We start from the raw sequence: 14,331 nt of genomic DNA on the forward strand, positions 1-14,331 counted from the left end.
ACTCGGAGATGTGGGGTACGGGGACATGACCGTCGGTACGAACAGCTCGCCAGGGGCCACGAAGGCGTCCGGGACGCCGTCCCTGGCGGCCGTGCCCCCGCAGGCCGCGGGCCGCGCCGGACCGGCCGCCGCAGCCGAGCCCTGCGACCCCTCCGAATTCGCCGTGATCGGGGTCGATCCCGACGACCTGCCCGACGGGCTCGTCGTCGCCGACGCCACCGGCCGGGTGATCTGCTTCAACTCCGCCGCCGCCCGGATCACCGCGCTGGCCCCCGGTGAGGCGCTCGGCGTGCGCATCGACCGGGCACTCCCGCTGGAGGACCTCGACGGCCGCCGCTGGTGGGCGCTGACCGACCCGTACGGGGGTCTCGCGACCCGGCGCGGCCAGCCCGAGCGCAACCTCCTGCTCCCCGGCGGCCGCGAGGTGCTGGTCTCCGCCCGGTACGTGCGCACCCATCCCACCGGCCCGCTGCGCCGCCTCGTGGTCACCCTGCGCGGCACCGAGGCCCGCCGCCGCACCGAACGCAGCCACGCCGAGCTGATCGCCACCGTCGCGCACGAGCTGCGCTCTCCGCTGACCTCCGTCAAGGGGTTCACCGCGACCCTGCTCGCCAAGTGGGAGCGGTTCACCGACGACCAGAAGCGCCTGATGCTGGAGACCGTCGACGCCGACGCCAACCGCGTCACCCGGCTGATCGCCGAGCTCCTCGACATCTCCCGCATCGACTCGGGCCGCCTGGAGGTGCGCCGCCAGCCGGTGGACCTCGCCACCGCCGTGGGCCGCCACGTCCAGGCGCTCACCGCGAACGGCCAGGCACCCGACCGGTTCCTCGTACGGGTCTGCCGGTCGCTCCCCGATCTGTGGGCGGACCCGGACAAGATCGACCAGATCCTCGGCAACCTCCTCGAAAATGCGGTGCGGCACGGCGACGGAACGGTCACCATCGACGTATCGCCGACCAGCCTGACGAACGCTGCGGGCAAGACCGAGAAGGGAACCGCCGTCACCGTGACCGATGAGGGCCCCGGGATCCCCGAGGAGTCGATGGGCCGCGTCTTCACCCGCTTCTGGCGGGGGAGCAAGCGCGGCGGCACCGGCCTGGGCCTGTACATCGTCAAGGGCATCGTGGAGGCCCACGGCGGCACCATCACGGTCGGCCGCGGCCCCGGCGGCGGCGCCGAATTCCGATTTATCCTGCCCGTGGGCGCGCCGGCCTACCTCACGCAGTAACCCTGCGGAGCGTCTCGCCAGGCGGCCCACGGGCTCCTTCACCCCCAGCGACCTTTAGACTCGTCCTTTGGCACCTTTGGGCCCTTGTCCGAATCGGTCGATCGAGTCGCGGGTACCCACCAGCCAGCCATCGGAAGTACGGGAAGAGATGTCGGCACCGAACAAGTCGTACGACCCTGTCGAGGTCGAGGCACTGAAACCGGAAGAGATCGAGCGCATGCGGGACGAGGCGCTCGCCGCCTTCGCGGCCGCCGGCGACCTCGACGCGCTGCGCGAGGCGAAGACCGCGCACATGGGCGACCGCTCGCCCCTGGCGCTCGCCAACCGCGAGATCGGCGCCCTGCCGCCCCAGGCCAAGGCCGAGGCGGGCAAGCGCGTGGGCCAGGCCCGCGGCGCCGTGAACAAGGCCTTCGGGGCCCGCACGGTCGCGCTCGAAGCGGAGCGCGACGAGCGGGTGCTGGTCGAGGAGGCGGTGGACGTCACGCTGCCGTACGACCGTGTCCCGGCCGGCGCCCGGCACCCCCTGACCACGCTGATGGACCGCATCGCGGACATCTTCACGGCCATGGGCTACGAGGTGGCCGAGGGCCCCGAGGTCGAGGCGGAGTGGTTCAACTTCGACGCCCTCAACTTCACGCCCGACCACCCGGCGCGCCAGATGCAGGACACCTTCTTCGTCCAGGGGCCGGAAGGCACCGAGGGCGACGAGTCCGGCGTCGTCCTGCGTACCCACACCTCCCCGGTGCAGGCGCGCTCGCTGCTCGACCGGGAGCCGCCCGTGTACGTGGTGTGCCCGGGCCGGGTGTTCCGCACCGACGAGCTCGACGCGACGCACACCCCGGTCTTCCACCAGGTCGAGCTGCTCGCCGTCGACGAGGGCCTGACCATGGCCGACCTCAAGGGCACCCTGGACCACATGGTCCAGGCGCTCTTCGGCAAGGACATGACCACCCGGCTGCGCCCGAACTTCTTCCCGTTCACCGAGCCGTCCGCCGAGATGGACATGCAGTGCTACGTGTGCCGCGGCGAGTCGGTGGGCAACCCCGACCGCCCGTGCCGCACCTGCTCCAGCGAGGGCTGGATCGAGCTCGGCGGCTGCGGAATGGTCAACCCCAAGGTGCTCATCGCCTGCGGTGTGAACCCCGAGAAGTACAGCGGGTTCGCCTTCGGGTTCGGCATCGAGCGGATGCTGATGTTCCGCCACAACGTCGAAGACATGCGAGACATGGTCGAGGGTGACGTCCGGTTCACCCGGCCGTTCGGGATGGAGATCTGATGCGGGTCCCGCTTTCTTGGCTGCGGGAGTACGTCGACCTGCCTGCCGGTGAAACCGGTCGTGACGTACAGGCCAAGCTCATCGACGCCGGTCTCGAGGTCGAGACCGTCGAGCAGCTCGGCGCGGGCCTCAAGGGCCCCCTGGCCGTCGGCCAGGTGCTGACCATCGAGGAGCTCGAGGGCTTCCGCAAGCCGATCCGTTTCTGCACGGTCGACGTCGGCCAGGCCAACGGAACCGGCGAGCCGCAGGAGATCGTCTGCGGTGCCCGGAACTTCTCCGTCGGCGACAAGGTCGTCGTGGTCCTCCCCGGCGCGGTGCTGCCCGGCGACTTCGCGATCGCCTCGCGCAAGACGTACGGCCGGACCTCGCACGGCATGATCTGCTCGGGCGACGAGCTGGGCATGGGCGACGACGGCACCCACGGCATCATCGTGCTCCCCCCGGAGCACGAGGTCGGAACCGACGCGATCGAGCTCCTCCAGCTCGTCGACGAGGTCCTCGACATCGCCGTCACCCCGGACCGCGGCTACTGCCTGTCGATGCGCGGCGTGGCCCGTGAGACGGCCACCGCGTACGGCCTGCCGCTGCGCGACCCGGCGCTGCTCGACGTGCCCGCGCCGAACTCGTACGGCTACCTGGTCAAGATCGACGACCCGGCCGGCTGCGACCGCTTCACCGCCCGTACGGTGACCGGCCTCGACCCCGAGGCGAAGTCCCCGATCTGGCTCACGCGGCGCCTGCAGAAGGCCGGCATGCGCCCGATCTCGCTCGCCGTCGACGTCACCAACTACGTGATGCTCGAGCTCGGCCAGCCGCTGCACGCCTACGACCGCACCCGCCTGGACGGCGCCATCGGCGTGCGCCGGGCCGAGCAGGGCGAGAAGTTCACCACCCTCGACGGGGTCAAGCGCACGCTCGACGCCGAGGACCTGGTGATCACCGACAACAGCGGGCCGATCGGCCTCGCCGGTGTCATGGGCGGTGCCAACACCGAGATCGCCGACTCCGTGACCGACCCCGAGACCGGCATCGTCTCGGGCACCACGGACGTCGTGATCGAGGCCGCGCACTTCGACGCCCTGACGATCTCGCGCAGCGCCCGCCGCCACAAGCTCGCCTCCGAGGCGTCCAAGCGCTTCGAGCGCGGCGTCGACCCGCAGGCGGCCTCCGCGGCCGCGCAGCGGACCGTCGACCTGCTCGTGCTGCTCGCGGGCGGCACCGCCGAGGCCGGCGTCACCGAGCTCACCGCTCCGGGCGCCCCGCGCACCATCGCGATGAGCGCGGACCACCCGGACCGGGTCGCGGGCATGGACTACGGCCGCGAGACCGTCGTCCGCCGCCTCCAGGAGGTCGGCTGCGACGTCTACGGCCAGGACGAGCTCGTCGTGACCGTCCCGTCGTGGCGGCCCGACCTCGCCGAGCCCAACGACCTCGCCGAAGAGGTCATCCGGCTCGAGGGCTACGGGAACCTCCCGTCGACCCTGCCGAAGCTGCCCTCCGGCCGCGGTCTGACCGCCCGGCAGCAGCTGCACCGCCGGGTCGGCCGCGCGCTGGCCGGCGCGGGCTACGTCGAGGCGCTCAGCTACCCGTTCGTGGGCGAGGGCGTCTTCGACCAGCTCCAGCTGCCCGCGCACGACGCCGCCCGCCAGGTCGTCAAGCTGGTCAACCCGATCTCCGACGAGGAGCCGGCGCTGCGCACCACGCTGCTGCCGGGGCTGCTGGGGGCGCTGCGCCGCAACGACAGCCGGGGCAGCCACGACCTCGCCCTCTTCGAGACGGGCTCGGTCTTCCGGGCCGGCCCGCAGCCGGGCGTCGCCGTACGGCTGCCCGTCGACCGGCGTCCCACGGCCGAGGAGATCGCCACGCTGAACGCCGCCCTGCCGGCCCAGCCGCGGTACGCCGCGGTCGTGCTGGCCGGTGCGCGCGAGCAGGCCGGCTGGTGGGGCAAGGGCCACCCGGCCGACTGGGCGGACGCGGTCCAGGCCGCGCGCTCGCTGGCCGTCGAGGCCGGCGCGGAGCTCGTCGTGCGCCAGGGCCAGTACGGGCCGTGGCACCCGGGCCGGTGCGCCGAACTGCTCGTCACCCTGAACGGGGTGGAGACGGTCATCGGTCACGCCGGTGAGCTGCACCCGCGCGTCGTGAAGGCGATGGGCCTGCCGGCCCGCACCAGCGCCATGGAGCTCGACCTGGACCGCCTCGCGGCGGCCGGCGGCGGTGCCGTGCAGGCGCCCCGGATCTCCACCTTCCCGGTGGCGACCCAGGACGTCGCGCTGATCGTGGACGCGTGGGTTCCGGCGGCCGCGGTCGAGGCCGCGCTGCGCAAGGGCGCCGGCGAACTGCTGGAGTCCCTGCGGCTGTTCGACGTGTTCACCGGTGAGCAGGTCGGCGAGGGCAAGAAGTCCCTGGCGTACGCGCTGCGCTTCCGCGCGGCGGACCGCACGCTGACGGCCGAGGAGTCCACGGCCGCGCGCGACGCAGCGGTGGCGCTCGCCGCCGAGCGCACGGGCGCGGTGCTGCGCGGCGCGTAACCGCTGCCGCGGCTGAGGGGCGTATCCGGTGGTCCGGATGCGCCCCTCACTCATTCGGGTGAGAAGCCCGGTGGCCCGTGTCCGCGGATCCGGGCGGTCGACACAATCGTTGCGGCCGAGGGGAGGCCGGAACGATGATCACGTGTGGGGAGATGCCCCAGGTACGTCGGGTGTGCGTCGTTGCATGGGGCGGCACCGCGGTGTCCTGGGAGCTGTCCACCCCCGGGCGGCTCGGCCCCGGCCTGGCCAGCTGCGCGGCGTTCCTGTTACTGGCCGCCGGGTGTGCGCTGCACATCCGGCAAGGGCTGATGGCGGAGCTGCGGCGCTCGCAGGAGATCGCGGGCGCGGCTCAGCGGGCGTTGCTGCGGCCGCTGCCGGGGTGGATCGACGGCCTCGCGCTGTCGGCGGCACAGCTGTCGGCGAGCCGGGGCGCGGCGGTGGGCGGCGACCTGTACGAAGCCGTGCCGACGGCGTACGGGGTGCGGGTGGTCATCGGGGACGTACGGGGGCACGGGCTGCCGGCGCTGGGTCCGGCGGCGGCGGTGCTCGGCTCCTTCCGGGAGGCGGCGTACGACGAGCCGACGCTGGGCGGGGTACTGGTGCGGATGGAGCGGGCGCTGGCCCGGCACGTCCGGGACCGGGCCGGGACGGAGCACCTGTCGGAGGAGTTCGTGACGGTGCTGCTGCTCCAGATCGCGGCGGACGGCTCCCTGACGGCCCTGAACTGCGGCCATCCGTGGCCCTACCTCCTGCGCCAGGTGGCGCCCCCGGAGCCCTGCGGGGCCGTCCCCCACCCCGCCCGGTCCCGCAACCGGGCCCTCCCCGGCCCCGCGCCTCATGCGCCGGCGGGGCCGGATGTGCCCGGCGCGGTGTGCTGCTCCGCGCAGCGGCGTGGGGACGTGCGCAGCCTCGACGGGGGTGAGGTCCTGCCGCCGCTCGGGGTGGTGCCCGTACCCGACGGGCCGGCCGGCCAGGACTGCGGGCAACTGGTGCCCGGCGACGTGCTGTTCCTGCACACCGACGGCGCCGAGGACGCGCGCGACCGCGACGGGCGGTTCTTCCCCCTGCGCAGCGTGCTCGCAGAGCAGCAGCCGGCGGACCCGCCCGCGCGGCTGGTCGCAGGCGTGCACACCGCACTGCTGCGCCACACCGGCGGGCAACTCGCCGACGATGTCGCCCTGCTGGTGCTGCGCAGCGACCGCAGCTCCTGAACGGGAATCGCACACCGGGCCCGGTGGGAGGGCCCGGCGCGCGTCCTTCACGGCCCCTGCCGGGGCCCGGCGACCAACCGGGCGCCGGCGGAGCCGGAGCGCGCCGCCCGCCTGCCATGGAGTGTCGGGCAGACAGCAGAGCGGGCGGCGCGGTGACGGGTCGTCGCACTGTACGAGGGGGAGCCGACGACCCGAGCCGCCTCTTGGAGAGGCTCTTAAGTGAACCGCTCCCAGGGCTCCTTGCGGCAGAGTGCGTATCGCATTTATGCGCGTACTCACTTCACACCCCGTGTGAATCAAACGCAGTACCCCCTGTGTGCATCAAACCCAGTACACCCCGTGTGAACCGCGCACCCACTAGCCTGAGACCGAAGAGCCCTTGGAGCGGCCCATGCAGCCCAATGCCCTGCTCGACGCCCTCCTCGCCGAGGCGGGCATGTCCCACGCCGGACTCGCGGCACACGTCAACCAGGCGGGCCGGTCCCGCGGACTCTCCCTGCGCTACGAACACACCGCCGTCACCCGGTGGTTGAAGGGACAGCGGCCGCGCGGCCAGGTGCCCGACCTGATCTGCGAGGTGCTCGGCGGCCGGCTCCGGCGCCCGGTGTCGCTGGACGACGTCGGGCTCGGCGTGCCGGGCCAGCCCGTGTCCGCGCACGGCTCCCCGCTCAGCGGCTTCGTCGACCGGGCCGCCGCCCTGTGGCGTTCCGACGAGCAGGGCCGGTTCCAGCTGCTCACCGCAGAGGCCGTCACCGGAACGCCCGCCGTGATCCCGGTCTGGGAGTGGGAGAACCCGCCCGAGGACGCCGACGTCTCCCGCGACGGGCCGAACCGGATCGGCCCGGAGCACATCGAGATCCTCCGGGCCGCCCGGGCGCACTACGAGCTGATGTACCGCCGGGCCGGCGGGGTGGCCACCCGGGCCCGGATCATCCGCTTCCTCGGCAGCGAGACCGCGCCCATGCTGCGCGGGAGCTACCCCGACGGCCTCGGCCGCCAGCTGCACCGGGCCACCGGGTCCCTCGTGGCGGTGGCGGGGATCTGCGCGTACGACTCCGACGCCCACGGGCTCGCCCAGCGGTACTTCCACCAGGCGCTGCGGCTCGCCAAGGCGAGCGGGGACCGGGGGCTCGGCGCCTATGTCATCGCCCTGATCGTGAACCAGTCCCTGCACCTGCGGGAGTACCGCCAGGCCGTCGCGTTCGCCGAGGCCGCGCTGCGCGCCGCCGGCCGGCACACCACCCCGGCGCTGACCGCCGACCTGTATGCCATGCAGGCCAAGGCGTACGCCCAACTCGGCGACACCACCGCCGCATTGGGCTGCATCCGGCATGCCGAGGCGGCCGCCGAGCGGATCCGGCCCGGTACGGAGCCCGACGAGACGGGATACGTACAGCCCGGGCTGGTCAACGTACAGGTGGCCGAGGCGCTGCTCAGCCTCGGTGATCTCCATGCCGCCCACGAGCAGGCGACCGCGGCCGTCGGGACGCCCGCGCACGACCGGGGGCGGGTCCACCGGCTGGCGATGCTGTGCGAGATCCAGCTGCGCCAGGGCGAGGCGGACCAAGCGGTGGCGGCAGCCGCCGAGATGGCCGAGCGGGCCAAGGGGATGGAGTCGCTCCGGCTGCGGGACCGGCTGCGGGCGGTCCGCGAACAGCTGCTGACCAGCGGATGTTCCGGCGCGGAGGAGACGGCGCAGCTCATCGACGGGGCGCTGCGCGTTCCGCTGTGACGGCCCGAACTGCTGCCATGTTGCCACCTACTCGAACGGAAGGTGGCACAACCGTGCAGTGGACGAATCTCAGTGAGCAGACCGTGTACAAGAACCGCTGGTTCGACGTGAATCTCGCCGATGTGGAACTTCCCGACGGCCGGCACCTGGACCACTTCGTGATCCGGCTGCGGCCGGTCGCCGTGGCCACGGCCGTCAACGAGGCCAACGAGGTGCTGCTGCTGTGGCGGCACCGGTTCATCACCGACAGCTGGGGCTGGGAGCTGCCCGCGGGCGTGGTCGAGGACGGCGAGGACATCGCGGACGCCGCGGCCCGGGAGATGGAGGAGGAGACGGGCTGGCGGCCCGGTCCCCTCCGCCATCTGATGACCGTCGAGCCGGCCAACGGGCTGACCGACGCCCGCCACCACCTCTACTGGGCGGACGGCGCGACGTACATCGGCCACCCCGAGGACGACTTCGAGTCCTCACGCCGCGAGTGGGTGCCGCTCAAGCTGGTGCCGGACATGATCGCGCGCGGCGAGATCCCGGCCGCGAACATGGCGGCCGGGCTGCTGCTCCTGCACCATCTGCGGCTCGGCTGACCGCGGGACGCGGGTCAGCCGTACGGGTAGAAGCCCGAGCCGGTCTTGCGCCCGAGGCGGCCCGCGTCGACCATCCGCTGGAGCAGCGGGGGAGCGGCGTACAGGGGCTCCTTGAACTCCGCGTACATCGAGTCGGCCACCGAGGCCACCGTGTCCAGGCCGATCAGGTCGGCGAGCTTCAGCGGGCCCATCGGGTGGGCGCAGCCCAGCTCCATGCCGTTGTCGATGTCCTCGCGGCTCGCGATGCCGGACTCGAACATCCGGATCGCCGACAGCAGGTACGGGATGAGCAGCGCGTTGACCACGAAGCCCGACCGGTCCTGGGCGCGGATGGCGTGCTTGCCCAGCACGTCCCGCACCAGGGCCTCGGAGCGCTTGATCGTCTCGTCGCTCGTGGTCAGCGCCGGGATCAGCTCGACGAGCTGCTGCACCGGGGCCGGGTTGAAGAAGTGGATGCCGATGACCTGGTCGGGCCGCGAGGTCGCGACGGCCAGCTTGACCAGCGGGATCGAAGAGGTGTTGGAGGCGAGGATCGCGTCCGGGCGGGTGATCACCTGGTCGAGGACCTGGAAGATCTCCGTCTTGACCTGCTCGTTCTCGACGACGGCCTCGATGATGAGGTCGCGGTCGGCGAACTCGCCGAGATCGGTGGTGAAGGTGAGGCGGGCCAGGGTGGCGTCCCGCTCCTCCTCGCTGATCTTGCCGCGTTCGGCGGCCTTCGTCAGGGAGTTGTGCAGCCGCGTGCGCCCGATCTCCAGGGCCTCGCCGGTGGTCTCGGCGACCTTCACCTCGAGGCCGCTGCGCGCGCACACCTCGGCGATGCCCGCGCCCATCTGGCCACAGCCCACTACGCCGACTCGAGTGATGTCGGAAGGGAGGTCAGTCACTTCGTGCCTTTCGCTGCTCATCCGTCGGCGGGTCCCCCGTTCTTCGCAGTGGTAACTGCATTCCGGCGCCCGCCACGCCCCACGACGTTACCCCCGACCTTCACCGTGCCCGGGCGCCGGGGCGGGCATGCTGTCAGACGCAGGGCAATGTCACGCAACGGAACGGAGTCGTCACATGACGTACATCGGACGCCGGGGGGTGTTGGCGGGAGTCGCCGGGCTGCTGGCCGCGGCGGGCGCGGCCGGCCCGGCACGGGCGGTGGAGGCGGCGCGGGGGCGCCGCGCGCGGAAGAAGGCGGCCGCCGAGTTCCGCGCCATGTGGATCGCCTCCGTGGAGAACGTCGACTGGCCCTCCGAGAGCGGGCTGGACGCCGAGGACCAGAAGAACGAGCTGACGGCCCTCCTGGACACCGCCGTCGCCCGCCGCCTCAACGCGGTGATCCTCCAGGTCCGGCCGGCCGCCGACGCGATGTGGCCCGCCGCCCGTGAGCCCTGGTCGCAGTGGCTGACCGGGGAGCAGGGCGAGGATCCCGGCTGGGATCCGCTCGGTACCGCGGTCGCCGAAGCCCATGCCCGGGGGCTGGAGCTGCACGCCTGGTTCAACCCGTACCGGGTGGCCGACCACACCGACCCCGATCGCCTGGCCGAGGACCACCCGGCCCGGCGCAACCCCGGCTGGACGGTTCCGTACAACGGGAAGCTGTACTACAACCCCGGTCTGCCCGAGGTGCGCGCCTTCGTGCAGGAGGCCATGCTCGACGCCGTCTCCCGCTACGCGGTGGACGGGGTGCACTGGGACGACTACTTCTACCCCTACCCCGCCGAGGGGGAGTCCTTCGACGACGACGACGCGTACGCGCGACACGGCGGCGCCTTCGCCTCCCGCGCGGACTGGCGACGCGACAACATCGACACCCTGGTCCGCGAGATGTCCGCGCGGCTGCGGTCGATCCGCCCGGCGGCGCGCTTCGGCATCAGCCCCTTCGCGGTCTGGCGCAACAGCGACCACGACCCGCTGGGTTCGCCCACGCAGGCGGGTGTCCAAACGTACGACGACCTGTACGCGGACACCCGCAAGTGGGTCAGGGAGGGCTGGATCGACTACATCGTGCCGCAGGCGTACTGGGAGATCGGCCACCCGGCCGCCGACTACGCGAAGATCGTCCCCTGGTGGGCGAAGACCGTCGCCGGCACCGGCGCGGCGCTGTACGTGGGTGAGGCGCTGTACCGCTGCGACGCGGGCAGCTCCACCGCCGCGTGGCGCGATCCGGCGGAGTTGTCGAAGCACCTGGCGTTCGCCCGCGGATACCCCGAGGTCCGCGGCCACGTCTACTTCTCGGCGAAGCAGGTGGTCGCGGACCCCAATGGAGCGATGGCCAGGGTCGTTGCCGACCATTATCCGACGGCCGTGCCGCCGCGTTGAGGCCGCGTCGAGTCAGTGCGTGGGCTCCGTCGGATGCTTCACGACGCAGTCGGGGCCCGGGGACATGACTGCCTCGTGGCCGTCCGCGAAACGGACCCGGTAGGGAGGGGTGCCGTTCTCGCCGAGTACCTGAGTGATTTCACCGACCTTGTCGTGCTGCCCCACGATCCTGCCGTGCTGCACCAGCTGGTCGCCCTCGGTCGCGCGCATTGCTGACCTCCTCGGAGGCGGTCTGGATCCGGTGACAGCAGTTTACGGCGGTTTGGGGTGATTAAGCCCGCTGAGTGACCGCAATGCAGACCAGAACCGCACAGGCGGCGGCCGGGGCGGCGGGCGAGAGGTGCTCGCCCAGCAGTGCCACCGACCAGACCAGGGTCAGCAGCGGCTGGGCGAGCTGGAGCTGGCTGGCCCGCGGCGCGCCGATCTCCGCCATGCCGCGGTACCAGACGTACAGGCCGAGGAAGGTGGAGCCGACGGCCGCCCACAGCAGACCGGCCAGCCCGTGGCCGGTCAGGTGCACCGGCTCGTACGCGAGCCCCAGCGCGGAGCCGGCCAGGCTGAGCGGCAGGCACAGCACCAGCGCCCAGCCGATGACCTGCCAGCCGGGCAGTACGCGCGCGAGCCGCCCGCCCTCCGTGTACCCGGCCGCACAGACCAGCAGCGCCCCGAAGAGGAAGCCGTCGCCGGCCGAGAGGGCGCCGCCGCTCTGGCCCAGGGTGAAGCCGAGCACGATGGCGGCTCCGGCGACGGCCGCGCCCCAGAACCGGCGCGAGGGGCGGGCGCCGGTGCGCAGTGCGGACAGGGTCGCCGTGGTGAGCGGGAGCAGGCCGACGACGACGGCCGCGTGCGAGGTGGTGGAGGTGGTCAGCGCCAGGGTGGTGAGCAGCGGGAAGCCGACGACCACCCCGGCGGCGACGACAGCGAGGCCCGCCCAGTGCTCGCGGGCGGGCAGCGGCACGCGCCCGGCCAGCAGGAAGACGCCCGCGATCAGGGCGGCGAGCACGCTGCGCACGGCGACGAAGGACCAGGGGCCGAAGCTCTCCAGGCCCCAGGCCGTGGCGGGGAAGGTCAGCGAGAAGGCGACGACGCCGAGCATGGCGAGCGCGGTACCGCCGGTGGCCCGGCCGCCGAGACCGCCCCGGCCGACGCCGCGGCCGCCCTGGCCGCCCCGGCCGAATCGGCGGGCCGAAGACTCGACCGCTATCGAGGTGGGGAGAGTAGCGCTATTCTGTGCTGTCATGTACGAGCGTAGCAGTGTGGCGGAACTGGCAGAATCCCTGCGGTCGGAACTCAACCGCTACTCGGTAGGTGGAAAGCTCCCATCGAGCCGGGCCCTGGTGGAGCGCTTCCGGGTCAGCCCCGTCACCGTGTCCCGCGCCCTCGCGCAGCTGGCCGCCGAGGGGCTGGTGGTCACCCGGCCCGGCGCCGGGGTGTTCCGGGCCCGGCCCCGGACGGCGGAGCCCGCTCCGAGGGACACCTCCTGGCAGGAGGTCGCCCTCAGCGCGGAGGGCGACGGAGAGATCGTGCCGCGCTCGGTGGACGCCTCGGGGGTGCTGGCGTGCCTGGCCGCACCGCCCTTCGGGGTGATCGGGCTCAACAGCGGCTACCTGCACCCCTCCATCCAGCCCGAGCGGGCCATGGCCGCCGCGCTGGCCCGGGCCGGGCGGCGCCCCGGGGCCTGGGACCGGCCGCCCATGGAGGGGCTTCCCGAGCTGCGCGACTGGTTCGCCCGGGAGATCGGCGGGGCCGTCGCGGCCGCGGACGTGCTGGTCACCGCAGGCGGGCAGAGCGCGCTGACCACGGCGCTGCGGGCGCTGGCCCCGCCCGGGGCGCCGGTCCTGGTGGAGTCCCCGACCTACCCCGGGCTGCTGGCCATCGCCCGCGCCTCCGGATGCCGCCCGGTGCCCGTCCCGGTGGATGCCGAGGGGGTCCGGCCCGAGCTGCTGGCCGCCGCCTTCGAAGCGACCGGGGCGCGGGTGTTCGTATGCCAGCCGCTGTTCCAGAACCCGACAGGAGCGGTGCTGGCTCCCGCGCGGCGGGCCGAGGTGCTGCGGATCGCGCGGGCCGCCGGGGCCTTCGTGGTGGAGGACGACTACGCCCGGGCCCTGGGCCACGACGACGCCGGTCCGCTGCCCCCGACGCTGGCCGCCGAGGACCGCGACGGGGTGGTCGTGCACGTCCGGTCCCTGACCAAGGCCACCTCGCCCAGCCTGCGGGTGGGTGCGCTCGCCGCCCGCGGCCCGGTGCTGGACCGGCTGCGTGCCATCCAGATCGTGGACAGTTTCTTCGTGTCCCGGCCGCTGCAGGAGGCGGCCCTGGAGCTCGTCGGCGCACCCGCCTGGCCCCGCCACCTGCGGACCGTCGCCGCCGAACTGCGCCACCGGCGGGACGTGCTCGCGGGCGCGCTGCGCCGGGAGCTGCCCGGGCTCACCCTGCCCCATCTGCCCTCGGGCGGATACCAGTTGTGGGCGAGGATGGCCGAGGGCGACGACGCGGCCTTCGCGGCGGCGGCCCTGCGAGCCGGGGTCGCGGTCGCGGCGGGCCGCCCGTACTTCTGTGCGGAACCGCCGGGCCCGTACGTCCGGCTCAGCTTCGCCGGCGTTTCGGGCGCGGGGGAGCTGAACGAGGCCGTCCGGCGGCTGCGCAGCGGGGCCGGGGAGCAGGCCGGCAACGCCGTCGGTCCAGGCGCTTGACCCCACGCGGCACGCGGCACACCATCGCCGCATGAATGTTCGGGTTTCGCTCGTCGCCGCAGCCCGTGGTTCCTCGCTGCTCGCCGAGCGCTTCGACGACGACCGCCCGCTGGACGGGGCGGGCTGGCGCGCGCTCGAATCCGCCGCGCGCGGGCTCGTCCCCCTGGGGGCCGCCGAGCTCCGCTACTGCTCGCCCAGCCCGCGCAGCCGGGCCACCGGGCAGGCCCTCGGGTACGCCCCGCTCGCCCAGCCGGCGCTGCGCGAGTGCGACATGGGCCGCTGGCGCGGGCTGACCCTGGCCGAGGTGGCGGAGCGCGAGCCCGGAGCGGTGGACCTCTGGCTCACCGATCCCCTCTCCGCCCCGCACGGCGGCGAATGCCTGCTCGCCTTCATCTCGCGCATCGGCGGCTGGCTGGACACCCGGCCCGCCGACGACGGGGGCGCGATCGTGGCGGTGGCGGAGCCCTCGGTGGTCCGGGCGGCCCTGGTGTACGCGCTGAAGGCGGCCCCGCTGACGTACTGGAACGTGGACGTCCGCCCGCTCTCCACGATCACCCTGACGGGCCGGTCGGGTCACTGGCACCTCTCGCTCCAGGCGTCGGCCTAGGGGGTTGCCCGGCCATGATCCGCCGGACACCCTATAAAGGGGTGGAGTCGTGCAGGCCTTCCGCCCTAGATGAATGAGTCCAAGGGGTGTGGTTGCGGTCAGTGATCGTAGGCAGTCAGTGATCGTTTGACGGGTTGTCCGGTCCTGTCGTTGAACCAG

Annotated in this window: 12 protein-coding genes; 9 read left to right on the forward strand and 3 right to left on the reverse strand. The window is 73.2% G+C overall.

Translation table 11 applies throughout. The annotated features are described in order from the left end of the window. Positions 1 to 25: 25 nt before the first annotated feature. The 6 genes from AB0I68_RS16330 to AB0I68_RS16355 all read left to right on the forward strand — a co-directional run bounded on the left by AB0I68_RS16330 (position 26) and on the right by AB0I68_RS16355 (position 8,562). Entirely contained in the window at positions 26 to 1,231 is a 1,206-nt protein-coding gene (locus AB0I68_RS16330; RefSeq protein WP_363177949.1) for a PAS domain-containing sensor histidine kinase, read from the forward strand. 148 nt (positions 1,232 to 1,379) lie between these two features. Then, positions 1,380 to 2,507, forward strand: coding sequence for a phenylalanine--tRNA ligase subunit alpha (gene pheS, locus AB0I68_RS16335; RefSeq protein WP_363177950.1), 1,128 nt, complete (start codon positions 1,380 to 1,382; stop codon positions 2,505 to 2,507). Next, positions 2,507 to 5,035: a phenylalanine--tRNA ligase subunit beta gene (gene pheT, locus AB0I68_RS16340; RefSeq protein ID WP_363177951.1), complete on the forward strand. Its 2,529-nt coding sequence runs from the start codon at positions 2,507 to 2,509 to the stop codon at positions 5,033 to 5,035. The genes pheS and pheT overlap by 1 nt, the downstream gene beginning before the upstream one ends. A gap of 152 nt (positions 5,036 to 5,187) precedes the next feature. After that, positions 5,188 to 6,246: a PP2C family protein-serine/threonine phosphatase gene (locus AB0I68_RS16345; RefSeq protein WP_363177952.1), complete on the forward strand. Its 1,059-nt coding sequence runs from the start codon at positions 5,188 to 5,190 to the stop codon at positions 6,244 to 6,246. A gap of 391 nt (positions 6,247 to 6,637) precedes the next feature. Beyond that, positions 6,638 to 7,978 carry a transcriptional regulator gene (locus AB0I68_RS16350; protein ID WP_363177953.1) on the forward strand — a complete coding sequence of 447 codons (1,341 nt, stop codon included), beginning with the start codon at positions 6,638 to 6,640 and terminating at the stop codon, positions 7,976 to 7,978. Positions 7,979 to 8,031: 53 nt separating this feature from the next. Next, positions 8,032 to 8,562, forward strand: coding sequence for an NUDIX hydrolase (locus tag AB0I68_RS16355; protein ID WP_363177954.1), 531 nt, complete (start codon positions 8,032 to 8,034; stop codon positions 8,560 to 8,562). Between the two features lie 14 nt (positions 8,563 to 8,576). Here AB0I68_RS16355 and AB0I68_RS16360 read toward each other — a convergent pair whose 3' ends face one another. Continuing rightward, positions 8,577 to 9,470, reverse strand: coding sequence for a 3-hydroxybutyryl-CoA dehydrogenase (locus AB0I68_RS16360; protein ID WP_363177955.1), 894 nt, complete (start codon positions 9,468 to 9,470; stop codon positions 8,577 to 8,579). A 154-nt stretch (positions 9,471 to 9,624) separates the two neighbouring features. Here AB0I68_RS16360 and AB0I68_RS16365 point away from each other — a divergent pair, with 154 nt between their 5' ends. Beyond that, positions 9,625 to 10,872 (forward strand): family 10 glycosylhydrolase, encoded by a 1,248-nt coding sequence (locus AB0I68_RS16365; protein WP_363177956.1) that lies wholly within the window; start codon positions 9,625 to 9,627, stop codon positions 10,870 to 10,872. Positions 10,873 to 10,884: 12 nt separating this feature from the next. Here AB0I68_RS16365 and AB0I68_RS16370 read toward each other — a convergent pair whose 3' ends face one another. Beyond that, positions 10,885 to 11,082, reverse strand: coding sequence for a DUF1918 domain-containing protein (locus AB0I68_RS16370; RefSeq protein WP_214938290.1), 198 nt, complete (start codon positions 11,080 to 11,082; stop codon positions 10,885 to 10,887). A 61-nt stretch (positions 11,083 to 11,143) separates the two neighbouring features. Then, positions 11,144 to 12,112 carry a DMT family transporter gene (locus AB0I68_RS16375; RefSeq protein WP_363177957.1) on the reverse strand — a complete coding sequence of 323 codons (969 nt, stop codon included), beginning with the start codon at positions 12,110 to 12,112 and terminating at the stop codon, positions 11,144 to 11,146. Between AB0I68_RS16375 and AB0I68_RS16380 the strand changes: the two genes are divergently transcribed. Beyond that, the gene (locus tag AB0I68_RS16380; protein ID WP_363177958.1) at positions 12,111 to 13,565 is read left to right on the forward strand and encodes a PLP-dependent aminotransferase family protein; all 1,455 of its coding nucleotides are present in this window, start codon (positions 12,111 to 12,113) and stop codon (positions 13,563 to 13,565) included. The two genes, AB0I68_RS16375 and AB0I68_RS16380, sit on opposite strands and share 2 nt — an antisense overlap. A 31-nt stretch (positions 13,566 to 13,596) precedes the next feature. Beyond that, a complete protein-coding gene (locus AB0I68_RS16385; RefSeq protein ID WP_363177959.1) occupies positions 13,597 to 14,172 on the forward strand; it encodes a histidine phosphatase family protein in 576 nt (191 codons plus the stop codon). Positions 14,173 to 14,331: the final 159 nt, after the last annotated feature.

The sequence above is a fragment of the Streptomyces sp. NPDC050448 genome (genome assembly GCF_040655295.1).
Classification (GTDB): domain Bacteria; phylum Actinomycetota; class Actinomycetes; order Streptomycetales; family Streptomycetaceae; genus Streptomyces.